This window comes from Streptococcus sp. Marseille-Q5986 (assembly GCF_946902915.1).
Classification (GTDB): Bacteria; Bacillota; Bacilli; order Lactobacillales; family Streptococcaceae; genus Streptococcus.
The window spans coordinates 201,661-222,965 of record NZ_CAMPPY010000002.1 but is presented as its reverse complement, the minus strand read 5'-3'; the positions used below and the strand labels follow the sequence as shown (position 1 = coordinate 222,965).

Here is a 21,305-nt window from a genome sequence, read left to right as displayed (position 1 = left end):
CGGCACAGCCTTCTTTAAATATGCTATAATACAGGAAAAATAATGCTGGAGGTCACGATAATGGCAACATTTTTGATGATTTTTGTGCTTCTATTGCTGATAGTCACACTGAGTACAGTTTATGTGGTTCGTCAGCAGTCGGTGGCGATTATTGAACGCTTTGGAAAATACCAAAAGGTTGCTAATAGCGGTATTCATATTCGCTTGCCTTTTGGGATTGCTTCGATTGCAGCGCGGATTCAGTTGCGTTTGCTGCAAAGCGATATTGTGGTTGAGACTAAGACCAAGGACAATGTGTTCGTTATGATGAATGTAGCGACCCAGTACCGTGTCAACGAGCAGAGCGTGACAGATGCCTACTATAAACTCATGAGTCCAGAATCTCAGATTAAATCTTATATCGAAGACGCCCTTCGCTCTTCTGTTCCAAAATTAACCTTGGATGAATTGTTTGAGAAAAAAGATGAGATTGCCCTTGAGGTTCAACATCAAGTAGCGGAAGAAATGACAACTTACGGCTACATTATTGTGAAAACCTTGATTACCAAGGTCGAACCTGATGCAGAAGTTAAGCAATCCATGAATGAAATCAATGCGGCGCAACGCAAGCGGGTCGCAGCGCAAGAATTGGCTGAAGCCGATAAGATTAAAATCGTCACTGCAGCTGAAGCCGAAGCAGAAAAAATCGCCTTCATGGTGTGGGGATTGCCCAACAACGTAAGGCGATTGTGGATGGATTGGCAGAGTCTATCACAGAACTCAAGGAAGCCAATGTTGGCATGACAGAAGAACAAATCATGTCTATCCTCTTGACCAACCAGTATTTGGATACCTTGAATACCTTTGCTTCTAAAGGAAATCAAACCATCTTTTTACCAAATACGCCAAATGGTGTGGATGATATCCGAACACAAATCTTGTCAGCCCTTCGCGCTGAGAAGAAATAATAGACTAATACTCTTCGAAAATCTCTTCAAACCACGTCAGCGTCGCCTTGCCGTATATATGTGACTGACTTCGTCAGTCTTATCTACAACCTCAAAACAGTGTTTTGAGCAGTCTGCGGCTAGTTTCCTAGTTTGCTCTTTGATTTTCATTGAGTACAAAGAGCTTGGCAACAGGCTCTTTTTGCATTGCGTTTGTTAAGAAAAGCAAAGAACATTGATATACATTTAAATAAAAATTATTGTATGTTGTCTCTCTCAACTTGGAATGATAAGGGAATAACTAGAAAGATTTGTGAATACAAACTATTTCTGATATACTAAATATACAGTAATAATGAATGATAGGATATGGGATGAAAGAATTTCAATTTGAGAGAAAGCAGCGTTTTTCTTTGAGGAAATATGCAATAGGAGCTTGCTCGGTCTTGCTAGGCACGAGTTTATTTTTTGCTGGTATGGGGGCTCAACCCGTCCAGGCTACAGAAAGGACTTCAACACTAATTTCAAGTCATTATTTGGATGAGCAGGATTTATCTGAAAAGCTGAAATCTGAGTTGCAATGGTTTGAAGAAAATAAGATTGAAGTAGAAGAAGGAAAAGAATATTATTTTATCTATCGAAAATTGGCTACAAGATTACCAGAAACAGGTCTGTTTTCTAATGATGGGATGTTTATCCTGGGAGCAGGATTATTATTGCTTTCCTTCACTTTAATCAAGAGAAAAAAGGGAGCGTCTTACTTCCTTGTGACCATCTTTGCTGTTGGTGGCTGGGGAGTATCCATCTCTGCTATTGAAAATCTGGTAGAATTGCAACCGGCCCTTGTTAAAAGGGTAGAAGGTCAGTTTCTACCAAGTCCTGAAAGAGTTCATGGATATGAATTTACGGGATATTATTTGGTAAGAGATAGTAGTAACAAGGAACTTTCTGTTGATAAGGTAGAGTCGCCAGCATTATCTCAAAAGGAAGAAAGTTCAGAACCTCAATCTAAGAAGATTGTACCACAGACTGCATCTCATTTTAGCGCGATTGAAGATTTTGTGCAATCTCCTCAACCATCCTACGCAGTTGAGAAAATTGTTGAATCTCCTGTAAGTCAACAAACTCCTGCTAAAATTGTGCCTATAGGGACTAAGGAAGAAGTTGCAGGAAATCCCCAAGGAGAACAACCGAAAGCAGAAGATACTAGTGATTATAAAACAAGTCCTGAGGAAGGTGTGTTAAATGCCATAGTAGAGAAACCAGAATTGCTAGTCACTACAGAGGAGGTTGCTTTCCAAACGATAGAACAAGAAGATGCAACCTTAGCTAAAGGTCAAGTTAAAGTTGTTCAAGAAGGTATTGTTGGTGAACGCACCATCTATACGGAAGTCACTATCGTTAATGGAGAAAAATCTAGCAAAGTTATAGAAAATGTAATCACAAAAGAACCAGTGAACAAGGTGATTGCAGTTGGGACTAAGGAAGAAGTTGAACCAAAATCTGAGGAGAGCAGACCAGTTCAACCTGAAAAAACTCCAATAGTAGAGAATGAAACAGAGACAAAACCAGTTGATGGAATAGGACAACCAAGACCAGGAGCAGAAGAAACGCCGGGTACAGAAGCAACACCAGGCGAGAAACAAACACCTGACAAACCCGAAGCCGAGCCGAAGCAACCAGAACAACTGCCTCCATCTCTAGAGGTCAACACAGGTCAAGCAAATGAACCAGAACCAACTGCTCAGCCTGACCCCTTAGCTTCTCAAGACCAGTCAGATTCTCAGAAGAAACCAACTGTCCCAAGTCCAGTAACGAAAGAAAAAGTATTGGAATATAAGACAATCTATACAGCATCGCCAGTTTTAAATTACAAAGAGCAACAAGTAGAAGTAGCAGGCGAAAATGGTAAGGAAGTGACAACTACTTCTTACAGTTTTGATGAAAGTACTGGGAAAATAGTAGAACATACTTCAACAAAAATAGAGAAAGAACCGGTGGTTAGAATTGTTAAGATTGGGAATGTAGAAGAAACAACATCAACAGTCAAAAGAGGTGAACAGTTTGTCGCGGATGAGTCACTTGATAAAGGGGTTAAAGTAGTTAGAGAACAAGGTCAAGATGAAGAAACGACTACTATTCGTGTTTATAAAGTAAATGCACAAACAGGAGACTTGACTGAGCCAGCTGTAACGACAAAAGTAGCCAAAGCAATGCAAGCGAAAATAACGGCAGTAGGAACAAAACCAACAGTTCAATCACAAGAAATTCCTTTTAAAACAATCTATACAGCATCGCTAGCTTTAAATTACAAAGAGCAACAAGTAGAAACACCAGGGGAGAATGGTAGCTCAGTATCAACTACAAAATACACATTGAATCAAGAAACAGGGGCTATCTCAGAAGAAACAACCACTGAAAATATTCCAGCTAAAGACAAAGTAGTAAAAGTTGGAAATGTGGAAAAGATAGCGTCACCTATAGAAATCACTGAGTTGAGAAAAGATGACCCTGGACTTCCAAAAGGAAAAGAAGTAGTTGAAGATGTAGGTGAACAAGGTGAAACAACAATAACTAAAACTTATGAAGTTAATCCGGATACAGGAGAGTTAACAAATCCAGTAGAGAAGACTGAAATAACTAAGTCTATGCGACAAAAAGTAATCTTGGTTGGAAGGAAAGAGGAGAAACCGCATTTACTGCCAGAAAATAGCGAGTTAGAAAATGCAGTGGATGTGACGGGAGCTACTGCGGAGATGAGAAATGTAGACTTGTTGACAAATGAAAAATTAAAAGCGCAGTTAGAGCCTACCCATGATCCTCGAGATATTATCCTGCGTAAAATCTTGCTAGGAAAAACACACCCAAACATCACTGACCAAGAGATCAAAGATATGTTGCGCACAGAGTATCTTCAAAAACTGTCAATTCAAGAAAGCTTTGATCAGACGAAGACGCAAGCTGAGTCAAGTTTCAAAAAGATTGCCTCGCATACTTTGGGGATTATAGGAGATACCCCTGAAAATCGCAGCAAGGTCAAACAAGAGCTTGAGCAATATAAAGAGCAGATCTTGTTGGGACTGTCTTATATCAATCGTTTTTATAATATTCAATTTGGGGACACGAATATTCGTGATATTCTGGCCTTTAATCCAAGTTCATTTGGCAATAAGACGATGACAGCCTTGGATAGTTTGAAAAAATTAGGGTCCATGTCTTATGAAGAGATGAAATTGACCAATAGTCCTCAAACATTTACAAAATACTTATCTACTATTACAGGTAAGGCTAGCTTGAAGGAATTTTTAGACAGCAATCGCCAACTCTTTACGTCAGATGATGCGGATACTTGGCTTAAAAAATCTAGCCAAGCTATGATTGTCGACAAACCATCTAAAGAAAATCCTTCAGCGTATGTCGGGCTATATAGCAAGTTGACAGCTGGGGAAAAGGATCCTCGTAAACAAGAGGCTAATATGGCTGCTATTTTGGGACTTTTGAATGTGAAAGAACCACATGTTTACGTGATTAGTAATATGGCGACGATTACCTATGGTAACATTGGTTCCTATATAGATACCTCTCTTGCCCAGTCTAATCCAACTAAGTATCAGGCTGAGCTGGCTAGAGTCAAGTCTTTAATTGAAAAGGCGGCTGTACAGCAAGCCAACTATGTTGATACTCTTTATCGTATAACAAAACCAGAAAATCGTGATAAGTTGCTTACAAATCGCTTGATTATTGATACGATGAAGAAATATACAAGCAATCCGAATGCCCAGATTGATAGCACTTGGTCACCAGCTACTGGTAGTGGAGCTGATAAGGGAGTCGACCAGTTTATGACCCCTATGAATTACTATTCTCCAGTAAGTAAGGTGGGAGCTGAGGCCAATGGATTAGGTGTCCGTTACTTTATAGATAGGGTTTTGGATGATAGAGGTTCAGCGACTTATTCTCATGAAATGACGCACTTACTAGATAGAACGGTCTTGTTTAATAATCACGGTCGTCGAGATGGCACAGGAGCAGAGTTTTATGCGCGTGGTATTTTTGAAAACTCCTATAATCCAGAAAAAGATACTTATTTCAATCTCAATTTTGTATATGATGAGAGTGATAAGAATGGATTTTACAATAAAACACCTGATCGATTTAAAACGGCAGAAGATTTGCAATCTTACATGAAGGGAAGTTTTGATGTCCTTTATACTCTAGATTACCTAGAAGCAGAGGCAAGTAGAAACTTATCTGCAGAAGACAAGATGAGTTATTTCAAAAAAATAACGCCAATCACTTCAACAGGTCCTAGAACTTGGGTAGATTACCGCAATCCAGCGGTTAAACCAACTCATAAGAGTGAGGAAATTCAAGCTCTGACATTAGAAGATGCCAAAAAATTGACAGATATTGATAGTTTGATTGACAATCATATCCTGGTCAATCGTTATATTATTGCTGGTTTTTTGGATAAAGGTAAGATTGCAGCAAACGGTTACTATACTGTTGATATGTTTGATACCATTTATGGTGTTAGTCAAAATGACTCTGGTATGAGTGGGGACATCACCTTTAGAAAACAAGCATTTGAATTGATGGCTGCTTTGGGTTATTATGAAGGCTTTGTTCCTTATGTGTCAAATCAATACAAACAAGCAGCAGAATCTGAGAACAAGCCTCTATCTGATACTTACATTTTCAATAAAATTTTGAATGGTAAGAGCTATGCTGAGTTCAAAAAAGCACAGATCAAGGAAAGAGTAGCTAAGATTGATCAATTGAAACCTTTGACAATCCAATATGAAGGTCAGGAAGTAAGGCTGACAAGTCAGCAGTTAAGTGACTTGATGCAGAAAGCTGTTAAAGAAGAACTTGCTCAAATAAAATCAGGCAATACAGCTGCTAAAAAGTTTAAATTTATCGAAACACCCGTTCAAAAACTGAAAAAAGCGATTTATAAAGCTTATCTCAAAGATTCAGATGACTTTAGACAATCGATTTACAATAGCTAAGATAAAAGGAACATCTCGCTGGAATGAACATTCAGAGAGGTGTTTTTTGGTTCTTGTCAGATTTGATACTCAATGAAAATCAAAAAGCAAACTAGGAAGCGAGCCGCAGGTTGTTCAAAGTACAGCTTTTAGGTTGCAGATAAAACTGACGAAGTCAGCTCAAAACATGGTTTTGAGGTTGTAGATAAAACTGACGAAGTCAGTAACTATACCTACGGTAAGGCGACGCTGACGTGGTTTGAAGAGATTTTAGAAGAGTATGACCTTGTTTCTTGAAAATGACAGTTTATATGAACATGGAGTGATTTTCAGACTTTTCCATAGATTTATAAGAGTGGGAATATCCTATTAACCTTAGAGATAATAGACAACTGAGAGTGAAACAGTTCCAAAAAAATGGGTAATTCACAGAAGTTATCAACAGCTTGTGGATAATTATGGGGATATATCTGCTTGATTATAGCTAAATGGAGTTTATAGCTCCTTCTTTTTGAATTGATAGACTAGCTAACAAAGACCAAGTATGACTAGAGAGAGCGGGAAGTTCAATTTATTATCTTTTGACGGATAAGTTGTAGCAGTCAGTCGAACAGCCATTCATACATTGTAATAAAAAATAATTTTTGAGGAATGATGACTGGATCAGAATAGATTTATGAAAAGAGGTATCACTTATTAACAATCTTATGCACAAACTGTGGATAAGGTTGTTAATAAGATGACGGACTTTATCTATTGTTTCATGTAGAGAAAGTGCCTCTCCTTTACGAAGTTAAGATTTGACTTCACCTGAAACTAGGTGGGCATGATGTGACTTAACCGGACTAGATTTAAGTCTTTCAATTTCAAATTGAGGAAAGCAGCAAAGACAAGATTCGCAAGCCCTGGTTGGAGTTTTTTGGAAACAAGCCCTTTACTCAGTAACTCGAGCGAGCTATTAGCCAGGCAGACCAACTGCTGGACTATAAGAGCTGGTCCGAGGATGGCAGAAAAATGTTTAGCCAACTACGTATGCGAGAAGAACAAGCCTTGTTAGCGCAGGACTACGCCTTGGAACAAGCTGAAGAAAAAGGACTAGAACGCGGTCGATCTGAGGGCTTGAGAAAGGTATTGAACAGGAACTTGAACGTGGGAAACTCGTTACTTTTTAGATATGATTCGCCAAGGTCTTCTGAATTCTGAAGTTGCTAGCCAGTAACTGGACATGACTGTCGCTGAGTTTGAGGCTTCCTTGTAAGAGAAAATAATGACATGTTACCGAAATGAGGTAGTATGTTTTATTTTTGGTTCATATTTTTTACGAATAATTTTTTCTTATGCGGTGTAGAAATAGTTTATTTCACCCTTCAAACTTATTTATTTTACTAACACTCCTATATGAATGTGCTATCTTTGTGAATGGAATTAAAACAAAAGTAAATTCATTATAAAAATGTGCGACTTATTTATTTATAAAAACGGGAAAATATACTAAATGAATTTGTGCAAAAAGTCCTCGCTTTCCCAAGACGTTTTTTTTTTTTTTGCGAAAATTTCAAATAAAATCATTTGCATATATATTGAAAATAAGGTAAAATATAAGTGTCGGATTTTTGTATGCAGGTGTCATGTGAAAATCAAATCAATTGACCTGATAAAAGGAGAAAATAATGGCAAACAAACCATCTATGAGTCGTGTTGAACGTCTGCACCGTGAGAAGGTCACTCGTTACTCGATCCGTAAATATAGTTTTGGAGCGGTTAGTGTAGCGGTCGCTGCTCTCTTCATGTTCTTAGGTAATGGAGCTGTATCTGTTCAAGCGGATCAAATCCAGCCAGAAACAGCTGCTGCTCCGTCAGTAACTCCAACTGAAGGTAAAGATAATGCGTTTAGAACAGAAGCAACAGATAAAACTCCACTTTCAACTGTTGCTCGCACAAACGTTGATCCGACCGTAGAGATTCCATACTCTGATGCAGCTAAACGAGAAATCTATGTCTATGGAGCAGAAGAAAACTCATTTGATATTAAAATAAAAGACGATGCGGATAAGATTTTGGCAGCTACGGTGCTACAAGGGGGTAATAGGCTATTTAATCCTGTAGCAGGTGAAACTGATAAAATCAATACCCAGTATGGATATACAGCAAATGAGTTTACAACTGAAACACCAGCTTCGGAAGCGACACCAGCGGTTATCAGATACTCAGGTACTCCAGCAGCAGTAGATGATTTATCAAAAGATCGACTAGACGCAGCAACAAAAGGGGAGAGCCCTACAGGTATGGTTCTCGGTTGGCGTTATGTGCGAGTTAGGGATACGGAAGGAACAGATTTTACTGGTTCTGGAAACGAAGTAGCTAACGATCACGCTTTCCGTGTCATGCTTAAACCACAAACTCAAAAGTATGATGTTAAAGATTTAACGGGCTCTAAACGTATCACTGTTAATGATATTGATAACATTACAGACGATGAGTTAGGAACAATTAAATCAAGATTACAATTAGAGTACTCTAAAACGAATACTGATGCTCGTTTGCAAGACTTAGCGGGAACAGATGTTAACAACCCTTCTCAACTGATTAAAGAAGTAGTAGTGTCTCCAACAGATTCTACAAAACTTGCTGTAACATATAATGACGGCTCTGTAGATACAATTGAAAAAAGTAAAGTTCTGAATGTAAGACCCAAAGGAATTATTCCGTTCTCTACTGCAAAAGAAATCTATGTTTATAAAGGTGAAGAAACAAATCTTGAATTTGGTGTTACAGACGACAGTGGAAAAATTAAGGATCTTCGTATAGTACAGGCGAAAGGTATTGTAGGAAATTCTGGTGCCGCACAAGGACAAGTTGTAAATAGTTATGGTTTAACTATGACCTCACAGACGGATACTAATGGTATTAATGCACCAGCAGATAGTCCAGCTATTACGAAAATTGTGGGAACGGTAAATGTTCCAGATCAACCAAAATTTGTAGGAACATTAATGACAAGATACCTAGTAGCTGAAGATTTAGAGGGGGCAGTATTTTCCCCACCACTTCAGAATACTAATCTTCTTCAAGAAGGAGCTTTCAAACTTGTAGTTCGTGAACAAACTCAAAAATACGATATTGAAAGTCAGACAAACGAAGCTGATAAAATCGCGGTTTCTGATGTAGATAATCTAACTGAAGCTGATTTTGCTAAAATTAAAGAGAATATCAAGATTAAATATAGCACAGCTGATGATGCAAGATTGTCAGATAAAAATAATACAGAAGTAGAAAATGCATCAAACTACATTCAATCTGTAGCAAAACAAAGTAATCAGCTTGTCGTTACTTATAAAGACGGATCTACTGATAGTGTTCTTTTGACAAATGTTGTAAAACTGGATAAACAACCTGCTATTAACGCAGTAGAACAAGCAGCAGCTGCACAAATTGAAAAAATCAATGGTAATAAAGACGCAACTCAAGAAGAAAAACAAGCAGCTATTGAAAAAGTAAACAATGATAAGAAAACAGCTCTTGATGCAATTAATACTGATGCTGTTAAAACACAGGATGCTCTAACACAAGCACAAAACGCAGGAACAACTGCGATCGCAAATGATAATCCTGTAGTAGCTGTAAAACCAGAAGCTAAACAAGCAATTGACGAAGCTGTTAAAGCTAAAGAAAAAGAAATCAACAAAAACGCTAACTTAAGTGACAAGGAAAAAGCTGATGCACTTAATAAAGTTAAGGAAGAAGCTGATAAAGTTAAAGCCCAAATCGATGCAGCACCAACAAATGCAGCTGTTGCAACTGCAGCAGGAAAAATTGGAGACGTACTTAATAAAGTTAATCCCGTAGGAAAAGAGCTAGCAAAAGAAACTGTAACAAATGTATTAGCAGCTAAAGACAAAGCTAAGGACTTAGCAGATAAACAATTAGCGAAAATTGATGAGCAACCAAACTTTACTGATACACCAGAAGAAGCAACAACTGCTCAAACAGCTGTGGATGATGCAGAAGATAAAGGTATAGCAGATGTAACCGCTGTTAACCCAGTAGCAAAAGAAGAAGCTAAGAAAGCAATTGCTGATGAATTAGCTACAAAAAATGCAGAAATCGACGGTCGTAAAGACTTAACAGAAGAAGAAAAAACTAAAGCTAAAGCTGAAGCTAAGCAATTAGCAGATGCACAATTAGCGAAAATTGATGAGCAACCTGATAATGTTGATGATCCAAAAGCATTACCAGCAGTTCAAACAGCTGTGGTTGATGCAGGTAAAAAAGGTGTAGCAGATGTTAAAGCTGTAAACCCAGAAGCAGTAGCTAAACCAGCCGCTAAGCAAGCAATTGATGATAAATTAGCTGAACAATTAAAAGAGATTGCTAACACTCCAGATGCTACTGATGAAGAAAAAGCAGTAGTAGTTCAGGCAGCTAAAGATTTAGCAGAACAAGCTAAGCAAGCAATTGATGATGCTAAAACAGATGCAGAAGTAAAAAAACTTCAAGCTGAAGCTAAAGAAGAAATCAACAAATCTGTACCAGTTGTAGAAGATAAGCCAAATGCACGTAAAGCAATTGAAGCCGAAGCAAAAGCTAAGAAAGAAGCAATTGATGCACGTACAGACTTAACTCCTAAAGCTAAAGAAAATCTAAAATCTGAAGTAGATGCAATCGCAAATCAAGCTAAGAAAGCAGTAGATAAAGCTACATCAGCAACAGATGTTGATAAGATTGAAGAAGCTGATAAAGCAGCGATTAAAGCAGTTGATGAAGTTAAAGAACCAGTTAATAAAACTCTAGTTCAAGATCCAGCTAAGTTAACAGATGAAGAAAAAGCTAAAATCTTAGAAGAAGTTAAGAAAGTTAACCCAACAGCCAAAGACGTTAAATATAACGAAGAAGGCAATATTGAAGTTACTACTGAAAATGGTGACAAAGGGATTGTTATTCCAACTAAATTAGTGAAAACTGAAGTCGACTTAGATAACGGTAAAGGTGGAAATGATATTAATAAACCACTTGATAAAGTTGTAGTTCAAGATCCAGCTAACCTAACAGACGCTGAAAAAGCTAAGTTGGTGGATGAAGTTAAAGCTGTAAATCCAGATGCTGTCGTAACAATTGACGATAAAGGAACAGTTACAGTTTCTGCTCCAGATGGAGAAACTGCAGCAATTCTAGCAGTTGAATTGGTAAGAACTAAAGATGATACAACTAAACCTGATGCTGGAAACAGTGAAATTGTTAAACCAGCAGATAAAGTGGTTGGTGAGCCGACAGATCCAGCTGCACAAACTAAAGTGGAAGAGAAATTAAAAGAACTCAACCCAGAAGCTAAATCTATTAAGTTTGATGATAAAGGAACTGCAACAGTTACTTTAAACGATGGAACTACTGCAACAATTCCAGCTAAAGATTTATTCAAATCGCCAGAAGACGCAGCTAAACCAAATGCAGGCAACGACATCGTTAAACCAGCAGATAAGACTGTAGTAGCAAATCCAGAAAAACTTACAGATGCTGAGAAGAAAGCGGTCGAAGATAAAGTTAAAGCTGTAAATCCAGATGCAACTGTAGTAGTAGACGACAAAGGAAATACAACAGTCACAACACCAGAAGGAAAAACAGCGATAATTCCAGCATCAGACTTAACTAAATCATCAGAAGACGCAGCTAAACCAGAAGCAGGAAACAACGTAAACACACCAGCGGCTAAGACAGAGGTTCAAGATCTAGCTAACTTAACTCCAGAAGAGAAGAAAATGGTCGAAGACAAAGTTAAAGCTGTAAATCCAGATGCAACTGTAGTAGTAGACGACAAAGGAAATGCAACAGTCACAACACCAGAAGGAAAAACAGCGGTAATTCCAGCATCAGACTTAACTAAATCATCAGAAGACGCAGCTAAGCCAGAAGCAGGAAACAACGTAAACACACCAGCAACTAGAGTGTTAGTTGGAGATAAAGCTAAATTAACAGCTGATGAAATTGAAAAAGTTAAAGAATCAATTAAAGCAGTCAACCCAGGATCAACTGTAGTAGTAGACGAAAACGGAAATGCGACAGTAACAACTCCAGAAGGTAAGACAGCAACAATTCCAGCAGCTCAATTAGTTAAAGATGCTAAAGATGTTGCAGCTAAGAACAATGGTGAAAACACCAACGTTGACTTCGAAAAAGAAACAGTAGTAGATCTCAATAACTTAACAGATGCAGAAAAAGAAGCTGCAAAAGCTAAGATTAAAGGAGTAAATGCTGATGTAGTAGAAGTGATCTTCGACAAAGCAGGAGATGCAACTGTAATTACTAAAGACGGTAAAGTTTACACAATCGTAAGTAAAGACATATTTAAACAACGTCCTTCTACAGACAATGGAAGTTCAGCTAATGCTAGTCAAACAGCGTCAGCACAAGCAAATGCGCGTAAAGCATCTAAAGAGTTGCCAAATACAGGTACAGCAGATTCTACCGTAGCTATGGTAGCAGCTGCAGCAAGTGCATTACTTGGTCTTGGTCTTGCAGGTCGTCGTAAAGAAGACGAAGAAGCTTAATTGATAGATTGTTTGATAAACATCAGATGATAAATCCGATTTTTAAAGCTTAAACAAGTACCTCTCATAAGAAAATCTCCTAGCAGGAAAGCTTGCTAGGAGATTTTTGCATTTCAGGAAGTGGACGGCTGGCTTGGCAAGCAGCTGAGGGTGAAGGTCGGTTGCTCAGCTTTCAAGAGGTCTTGGTGTTGGATGCTAGATACTATGGTCTTGTCCAATCGGCATTCTTTGACAAAGTTGAAGTGGCTGTGGTTTTGCTCGGCATGGATATCCAGCCATTTATTTTTCTTAGCCAGGTAGATACGGAGGTGGTCAAAGAGAGGGATTTCGAGGTCGTAGCTGGGTTTGCCTGGACAGGTTGGATAAAATCCGAGAGCCGACCAGATGTACCAAGCAGAGAGACTGCCATTGTCTTCGTCGCCAGGATAGGCTTCCCAGCTTGGGTGAAAGGCTTTCTGACGCAAGGTTTTGATGAGAAGGGCAGTGTAGTCTGGGTAGTTGCTGTAGCGAAGGAGATAAGGGATGTGAAAGCTAGGCTAGTTAGAAATAGCGAGTTGTCCAAAGGGAACTGTTGCCATCTCGCTCATTTCATGAATCTCGTAACCATAGCCGGTGGTTTCAAAGAGAGGAGCGTCCTGACAGGTTTTCAAAAGATAGTTGCTGAAGGCTTTTTTCCACCCATAAGTTGGATTAAGCCTGAGATGTCGTGGAGGACGCCTAAAGTCGCTTGAATGGCTGGACATTCGGCATAATCACGTCCCCAACTATAAGGAGAGAAGTCAGGGCGGAAGTTGCCTTGATTGTCTCGCGCCCTCATGTAACCTGTATCTGCGTCAAATAGATGGCGGTAATTTTGTGATGCAGTTCTATAAGTTTCCGCGATGTCATTCTAATCTAGTTTTTCGGCACAGCTAGCGATGCAAAAATCACTATGGACATAGTCTAGGGTATGGCTGACGCTTTCGTGGTGGTCGGTAGTGAGGTAGCCTGGTTCTTGCTATTGGGCTAGTCCGTGACGACCATTGATGCCGAGAGGGTCGGACTTGCTGGCTGTTTCAAGCATGGCTTGGAGCAGTTCTTTTTCTAGGTCGGGGGCCATGTCCTTGCAGGCGCTATCTGCGATAATACCGTCTAAAAGTGTAGCTGGCATCATACCCCGTTCATCAGGGGCTAGCCATTTTGGAAGGAATCCAGTATTGCGGTAGCTATTGAGAAAGCCTTCTAAAAAGAGACGATAATGCTCTGGTATGATAAGAGCAAAGAGGGGAAATGTAGTCCGGAAGGTATCCCAGAAACCATTGTTTCTAAAGAGGACACCGGGCTTGACAGTACTAGTAACCAGGTCCATATGGATGGCTTGCCCTGATTCATCAACCTCATAAAAAGTTGGTGGGAAGAGGAAGAGTCTGTAGAGGCAGTGGTCAAAGAAGGTTCGGTCAGCCTCTCCTGTCTCTATAATGTCAAAACGATGGAGGAAATTTTCCCAGTTCGCTTGGGCATTTTCTTTACAGCTATTAAAATCTTCTTGAGGTAGATTAATCAGAGCTTGAGAAGGAGAGATAAAAGAAGTCGCTAGCTGAATATCTGCATGACTGTTTGCTAAGTCAATTCGCCAGTCTCCATCTTCTTTGCTGACAGCAAGAATATCCGTATTCATTTGCAGGGCAGTGAACAGTATCAGTGGATTTTTGTTGGTTTCAGTTTTACCTTCTTGTCGCAGGGCAAGAGTCCGCTTATTTACTTGTTCTACTGTCAGTTCATCTGCTGCGTGAAGGTAGAGGGAGAGGGCTTTGCCTTGCTTTTGCTCCAAACGAATAGAAGCGCCGTAGCAAGTCGGGGTAAGCTGGATTTCAATCTGATAGCGAAGGGAGAAAATCTTTAGATAATGAGGCTGGAAAGTAGCCTTATCCCTATCATAGGAAGGCTGGCGATGGAAGAGGCTGTCTCCCCCAAGTTGACCGGTGATAGGTGTCAGAAGGAGCCAAGAGTAGTTCCCCAATCCAAAGACTGGGCTGGTGGGTTAATCGAATCCCCTGAAAGATGGGCAAATGCGGATCGAAAAACCAAGAACCCTCCTGGTCGCTGGTCTGGGGCACAAAGTAATTCATCCCAAAAGGCACGCCTGTATAAGGCAGGGTATTTCCCCGAGAAAGGCATGCTTGCTGGCAGTGCCAAAACGGGTATCGATGGTTTCAAGTAGTGGTTTCAGGGTATTTCCTTCAGCTGTTTTTCTACATTATATCAGAAAAAGAGGGCCTTTAGAAAAGGAGTTTTAAAGATAACTATTTTGTAGAAAATGACTATCATTTGTGTATGTATTTTCTGCCTTAAAAGCTATATACTGAAAATGAAACTTGTTTGAAAGAGGAAATTGCACGATGATTTATTCGAAAGAAATTGTTAGAGACTGGCTGGATGAAGTAGCAGAGCGGGTCAAGGAACATCCAGAGTGGGTAGATGTATTTGAGCGTTGTTATACAGATACCTTGGATAATACAGTTGAGATCCTAGAAGATGGTTCAACTTTTGTCTTGACTGGGGATATTCCTGCCATGTGGCTTCGGGATTCGACAGCTCAACTCAGACCCTACCTGCATGTGGCTAAAAGAGATGCCTTCCTGCGTCAGACCATTGCTGGTTTGGTTAAACGTCAGATGACCTTGGTGCTTAAGGATCCTTATGCCAACTCCTTTAACATTGAGAAAAACTGGAAGGGCCACCACGAGACTGATCACACAGACCTTAATGGCTGGATTTGGGAGCGAAAGTATGAAGTGGACTCGCTTTGCCACCCTTTGCAGTTGGCTTATCTCCTTTGGAAGGAAACTGGTGAGACTAGCCAATTTGATGAGACTTTTGTCGCAGAGACTAAGGAAATTCTTCATCTCTGGACAGTGGAGCAAGACCACAACCATTCTCCTTATCGTTTTGTTCGAGATACAGACCGTAAGGAAGATACTCTGGTAAATGATGGCTTTAGACCTGCCTTTGCGGTGACAGGTATGAGCTGGTCAGCCTTTCGTCCGAGTGATGACTGCTGTCAGTATAGCTATTTGATTCCGTCAAATATGTTTGCAGTAGTTGTCTTGGGGTATGTGCAAGAAATCTTTGCAGAACTAGACCTAGATGATAGCGAGAGTATTATTGCTGACGCTAAACGCTTGCAGGCAGAGATCCAAGAAGGCATCGAAAACTACGCCTACACTACTAACAGCAAAGGTGAAAAGATTTATGCCTTTGAAGTGGAAATGCTAGCATCATGGATAATCCAAACGTACCAAGTTTGTTGGCTGCGCCTTATCTGGGCTACTGCGATGTCAACGATGAGGTGTATCAAGCCACACGTCGTACCATTCTGAGCCCTGAAAATCCATACTTCTATCAAAGGAAATACGCTAGCGGTCTCGGAAGTTCTCATACCTTCTATCGCTATATCTGGCCCATTGCCCTCTCTATCCAAGGATTGACAACAAGAGATAAGACTGTGAAGAAATTCTTACTCGATCAGCTGGTTGCCTGCGATGGTGGTACAGGTGTCGTGCACGAAAGCTTCCACGTTGACGACCCAACGCTTTACTCACGTGAATGGTTCTCTTGGGCCAACATGATGTTCTGTGAATTGGTCTTGGATTACCTGGATACTAATACTCTTCGAAAACCTCTTCAAACCACGTCAGCTTCGACTTGCCGTAGGTATGGTTAGTTCTATCCACAACCTCAAAACAGTGTTTTTAGCAACCTGCGGTGAGCTTCCTAGTTTGTCCTTTGATTTTCATTGAGTATAAGGAGCTCGCTTTAGTTTCACCGATTCGTGTCAGAATCACAAATTTACATTTAAAACGTTAAAAAATTTAAGTTAGAATGAGGTTTTACTTCATGGAAAATGTTGTCGTACATATTATCTCACATAGTCACTGGGACCGTGAGTGGTATCTACCTTTTGAAAGCCACCGTATGCAGTTGGTGGAGTTATTTGACAATCTTTTTGATCTTTTTGAAAATGACCCTGAGTTCAAGAGTTTCCACTTGGACGGCCAAACGATTGTCCTTGATGACTACTTGGAAATTCGCCCTGAAAATCGCGACAAAGTCCAACGTTACATCGACCAAGGCAAACTCAAAATTGGTCCCTTTTACATCTTGCAGGATGATTATTTGATTTCCAGTGAAGCCAACGTCCGCAATACTCTTATCGGTCAGCAAGAAACTGCTAAATGGGGTAAATCAACCCAGATTGGTTACTTTCCAGATACCTTTGGGAATATGGGACAAGCGCCTCAAATCCTTCAAAAATCAGGCATTCACGTGGCAGCCTTTGGCCGTGGTGTCAAGCCGATTGGCTTTGACAACCAAGTTCTCGAAGATAAGCAGTTCACTTCTCAGTTTTCAGAAATGTACTGGCAGGGTGCAGACGGAAGTCGTGTCCTCGGTATCCTCTTTGCCAACTGGTACAGTAATGGGAATGAAATCCCAGTTGATAAGGATGAGACCCTAACTTTCTGGAAACAAAAACTGTCAGATGTGCGTGACTACGTTTCGACCAACCAATGGTTGATGATGAATGGATGTGACCATCAGCCTGTACATAAAAATCTAAGCGAAGCCATTCGTGTGGCCAATGAATTCTTCCCAGATGTGACTTTTGTGCATAGTTCATTTGACGACTATGTCCATGCAGTAGAAAGTACCCTACCAGAGCAGATATCAACCGTTACAGGTGAGTTGACGAGCCAGGAAACAGATGGTTGGTACGCGCTTGCCAACACTTCTTCATCACGGATTTACTTTAAACAAGCCTTCCAAGAAAATAGCAACCTGCTAGAACAAGTGGTGGAGCCATTAACTGTCATCACTGGTGGGCACAACCATAAGGACCAGTTGACCTATGCTTGGAAAGTCCTTCTACAAAATGCTCCGCATGATAGTATCTATGGCTGTAGTATTGACGAAGTTCACCGTGAGATGGAGACACGTTTTGCCAAGCTACCGTGTCGAAGACTTGTAAGGTCATGCTGTAGAAGCGAAAATCGAAGATTTGGGAGCTAATTTTGAGTATGATTTGCCAAAAGAAAAGTTCCGCCAGGCAATCTCAGTGGAATCACCCCCAACCGCTATGTCTTTTATCAGGATGTTCTCTGCCCTATCCTTTACCAGCACATAACACCTGAACAGGACAAACCACACTTCGCTCAGGCAGCTGAGATTCTTGCTGAAATCAAAGAAAAAGCAGGAAACTATGCTTACCTCTTTGAAACTCAGGATCAGTTGAAGCAGATTTTAAGTAGTAAAGTGGATGTGGGACGACGTATTCGTAATGCCTACCAAGAAAACGATAAAGAAAGTTTACAACAAATCACCAGACAAGAATTACCAGAACTCAGAAGCCAAATCGAACACTTCCATGTCCTCTTTAGCTACCAATGGTTGAAAGAAAATAAGGTCTTTGGCTTGGATACAGTCGATATCCGTATGGGCGGACTCTTGCAATGTATCAAACGCGCAGAAAGCCGTATAGAGGATTATCTGTCTGGTCAGATTGACTGCATCGACGAGCTAGAAGTTGAAATCCTACCATTTACTGATTTCTACACAGATAAGGATTTCGTAGCAACTATAGCTAATCAGTGGCATACCATTGCGACAGCTTCGATGATTTATACGACTTAAAGGCATCTTTTTCCAAGTCAGAGTGTTTCTCGTGAAACAGAAGAATTATCTAGTTTTAAATATCACAGTTAGACAAACTTATGTTAAAATGACTGAGAGGGAATGTTTCCTAAGAGCAATCCTATCGATTTGCTATTGGAGGTATGATGGTACACTTAAAATTAGTAAAAAAAGAAATAGAGGCTGAAAAGCCAACATCTGTAGAAGCTTGGATCATTTCCGTTAAATTTTAAAAAGGTTGCTACCGACATATACAGATTCCAAAAACAAAAACGTTAGTGGAACTAGCAGATGTTATTTTATGGAGTTTTGATTTTGAAAACCATCATGCTCGTGCTTTTTTCATGGATAACCTTTTTTGGAGTCATGCAGATTCCTTCTTAGCAGATGAAAAAGGCTCTGAGCATACTGAAGCAGAGTTGATTGATAATCTTAAAGAGGTTCTTGCTAAATTGAAAGCAAACGCCTAATAACAAGCCCATTAAAAGTCTCCAGATTAGGAACTATCGTTGAGTTCCCTAGTCTGGAGATTTTTCAATATACTTCGTTATTGGACGGTTACTTTTCTTCTGAAAATACTAGCGTCAGTTGTCCCAAAGTTTAGTGTCAGCGCGTCATAACAAGGTATCTATCATTAGGTTAATAGCGATAAAGTAGACAATTGCTGTAGGTCTTTTGTTTGATAGTGGTGATAAAGCTTTAAATCTGCTACATAATTTGTGGAGTTTTTTTTCTATAACTAGTAGCCTAACCTAGCCTTCAAATAGGAGTATACTAATAATGTAATCGTTATCAAAAGTCTAAAAAGGAATTTTTAGATGGATTCCAATTCTTGGCTCAGTTTAAAGATAAAATCCTCCAAGCGCTCTTTATCTCAGTTTTTGTAACAGTAGTCGGGACAGTGACTAATGTCTTCATCACGATAACTTATGCCTACGCCCTCTCACGGACAACCTTTAAGTACCGCAGATTCTTCACGATCTTCGCTCTTCTTAGTATGTTGTTCAATGCTGGTTTGGTACCAGGCTATATCGTGGTGGCTCGTTTGCTTCAACTTGGTGATACGGTTTGGGTCTTGATTGTTCCAATGCTCCTCTCACCATTCAACATTATCTTGATGCGTTCTTTCTTCAAGAAGACCATTCCAGAAGCCATTCTCGAATCCGCTCGTATCGATGGTGCCAGTGAAGCACGGATCGTCTTCCAGATTTGTTTGCCATTGTCACTTCCAGGTATCGCAACCATCACGCTTTTGATAGCTCTTGGTTTCTGGAACGACTGGTTCAACGCCCTTCTTTACATCAAGAGTGACAACTTGTATCCATTGCAATATTTGCTCATGCAAATCCAGCAAAATATGGACTACATCGCCAAAGCAGTCGGCCTATCTGGTCAACTGGGAGTCTCTCTTCCAAAAGAAACAGGACGTATGGCTATGGTTGTCGTTGCAACTCTTCCAATCGCGATTCTATATCCATTCTTCCAACGCTACTTTGTTAAAGGGTTGACTATCGGTGGTGTGAAAGAATAGCACTTGCTGAGAAATACCGTTTCTCCCTTCCCAACTTCATCTTAGTGATTGAAGTAAAAGTCATTAAATCGTTTATAAGTTTAAAAACAAAAAAGGAGTTTTTATCATGAAAAACTGAAAAAAATATGCTTTTGCATCTGCTAGCGTAGTCGCTTTGGCTGCAAGTCTTGCTGCTTATGGAAACCTTACAGGTAACAACAAAAAAAGCCGCTGACACTGCTTCAAGTGAAAAAACTGTTCTTAAAATGTACTAAATCGGTGACAAACCAGATAACTTGGATGAATTGCTAGAAAATGCCTGTTATTACATCTTCTGGTGCTAACTATGATATCACTTTTGCAACTAACTATGTCGTAAATGCTCAAAAAGGTGCTTATGCTGACTTGACAGAATTGTACAAAAAAGAAGGAGCAGATCTTTACAAAGCACTTGACCCAGCTTACATCAAAGGGAACACTATAAACGGTAAGATCTATGCTGTTCCAGTTGCGGCTAACGTTGCATCATCTCAGAACTTTGCCTTTAATGGCGCTCTTCTTGAAAAATAGGGTATTGGCATTTCAGGTGTCACTTCATACGAAACACTTGAAGCAGTCCAAATCAAAGAAGAAGCTCCAGACGTAGTACCATTTGCAGTTACAAAGAACTTTATCCCATCTGATAACTTTGACTACCCAGTACCAAACGGTCTTCCATTTGTTATCGACCTTGAAGGAGACACTACTAAGATCGTAAACCGTTACGACGTTCCTCGTTTCAAAGAACATTTGAAGACTCTTCACAAATTCTATGAAGCTGGATACATTCCAAAAGACGTAGCAACAAGCGATACTTCATTTGAACTTCAACAAGATACTTGGTTCGTTCGTGAAGAAACAGTAGGACCAGCTGACTACGGTAACAGCTTGCTTTCACGTGTTGCCAACAAAGACATCCAAATCAAACCAATCACTAACTTCATCCAGAAAAACCAAACAACACAAGTTGCTAACTTTGTCAGTTCAAACAACTCTAAGAACAAAGAAAAATCAATGGAAGTGTTGAATCTCTTGAACGGTCTTGTTTACGGTCCAGAAGGCAAGAACTGGGAAAACTTGCAGGTAAAGAAAACCGTGTACGTGTCCTTGATGCCTACAAAGGAAATACTCACATGGGTGGATGGAACACTGGTAACAACTGGATTCTTTACATCAACGAAAACGTTACAGACTAACAAATCGAAGATTCTAAGAAACAATTGGCAGAAGCTAAAGAATCTCCAGCGCTTGGATTCATCTTTCACACTGACAGTGTGAAAGATGAAATTTCAGCTATCGCTAACACAATGCAACAATTCGATACAGCTATCAACACTGGTACTGTAGACCCAGATAAAGCAATTCCAGAATTGATGGAAAAATTGAAATCTGAAGGTGTCTACGATAAAGTATTGAACGAAATGCAAAAACAATACGATGAATTCTTGAAAAACAAAAAATCATAAGATCAATTGATTACGTGTATTCATTCCTAATTCCTAAAAATGTGATCACTGCCTTCCTCAGGTTTATCTGGGGAAGGCAGTGATTTTTTGGAATGAAAAATAAACCAACTCCTATAATTTAGGTATAGTTGGTCTTTTTTGTATAGAAGGGCTATTTTATGAGG

The 21,305-nt window shown here is 39.8% G+C and carries 3 protein-coding genes and 8 pseudogenes; 10 read left to right on the top strand and 1 reads right to left on the bottom strand.

Features of this window, described 5'->3' with window-relative positions; translation table 11 throughout:
• The first annotated feature begins 60 nt into the window (after window positions 1-60).
• From OVN21_RS04595 to OVN21_RS04580, 4 genes and pseudogenes are all read left to right on the top strand, one after another.
• A pseudogene (locus OVN21_RS04595) lies at window positions 61-947 on the top strand (SPFH domain-containing protein).
• Window positions 948-1,300: 353 nt separating this feature from the next.
• Window positions 1,301-5,938 carry a ZmpA/ZmpB/ZmpC family metallo-endopeptidase gene (locus tag OVN21_RS04590; RefSeq protein ID WP_267247469.1) on the top strand — a complete coding sequence of 1,546 codons (4,638 nt, stop codon included), beginning with the start codon at window positions 1,301-1,303 and terminating at the stop codon, window positions 5,936-5,938.
• Between the two features lie 855 nt (window positions 5,939-6,793).
• Window positions 6,794-7,136, top strand: a pseudogene (locus OVN21_RS04585) (hypothetical protein); the annotation flags it as partial.
• Between the two features lie 451 nt (window positions 7,137-7,587).
• Window positions 7,588-12,459 carry a DUF1542 domain-containing protein gene (locus tag OVN21_RS04580; RefSeq protein ID WP_267247468.1) on the top strand — a complete coding sequence of 1,624 codons (4,872 nt, stop codon included), beginning with the start codon at window positions 7,588-7,590 and terminating at the stop codon, window positions 12,457-12,459.
• 113 nt (window positions 12,460-12,572) lie between these two features.
• On the opposite strand, the pseudogene OVN21_RS04575 reads toward OVN21_RS04580, so the two are convergent.
• A pseudogene (locus tag OVN21_RS04575) lies at window positions 12,573-14,668 on the bottom strand (GH92 family glycosyl hydrolase).
• A 277-nt stretch (window positions 14,669-14,945) separates the two neighbouring features.
• On the opposite strand from OVN21_RS04575, the pseudogene OVN21_RS04570 reads away from it, so the two are divergent.
• The 6 genes and pseudogenes from OVN21_RS04570 to OVN21_RS04545 all read left to right on the top strand — a co-directional run bounded on the left by OVN21_RS04570 (window position 14,946) and on the right by OVN21_RS04545 (window position 21,141).
• Window positions 14,946-16,162: pseudogene (locus OVN21_RS04570) on the top strand (glycoside hydrolase family 125 protein).
• 173 nt (window positions 16,163-16,335) lie between these two features.
• Window positions 16,336-17,545, top strand: a pseudogene (locus tag OVN21_RS04565) (alpha-mannosidase); the annotation flags it as partial.
• Window positions 17,539-18,126 (top strand): annotated as a pseudogene (locus tag OVN21_RS04560) (beta-N-acetylhexosaminidase); the annotation flags it as partial. The pseudogenes OVN21_RS04565 and OVN21_RS04560, both read left to right, overlap by 7 nt.
• 278 nt (window positions 18,127-18,404) lie before the next feature.
• Window positions 18,405-18,596, top strand: coding sequence for a hypothetical protein (locus tag OVN21_RS04555; protein WP_267247568.1), 192 nt, complete (start codon window positions 18,405-18,407; stop codon window positions 18,594-18,596).
• Between the two features lie 344 nt (window positions 18,597-18,940).
• Window positions 18,941-19,657, top strand: a pseudogene (locus OVN21_RS04550) (carbohydrate ABC transporter permease); the annotation flags it as partial.
• A 154-nt stretch (window positions 19,658-19,811) separates the two neighbouring features.
• Window positions 19,812-21,141 (top strand): annotated as a pseudogene (locus OVN21_RS04545) (extracellular solute-binding protein).
• Window positions 21,142-21,305: the final 164 nt, after the last annotated feature.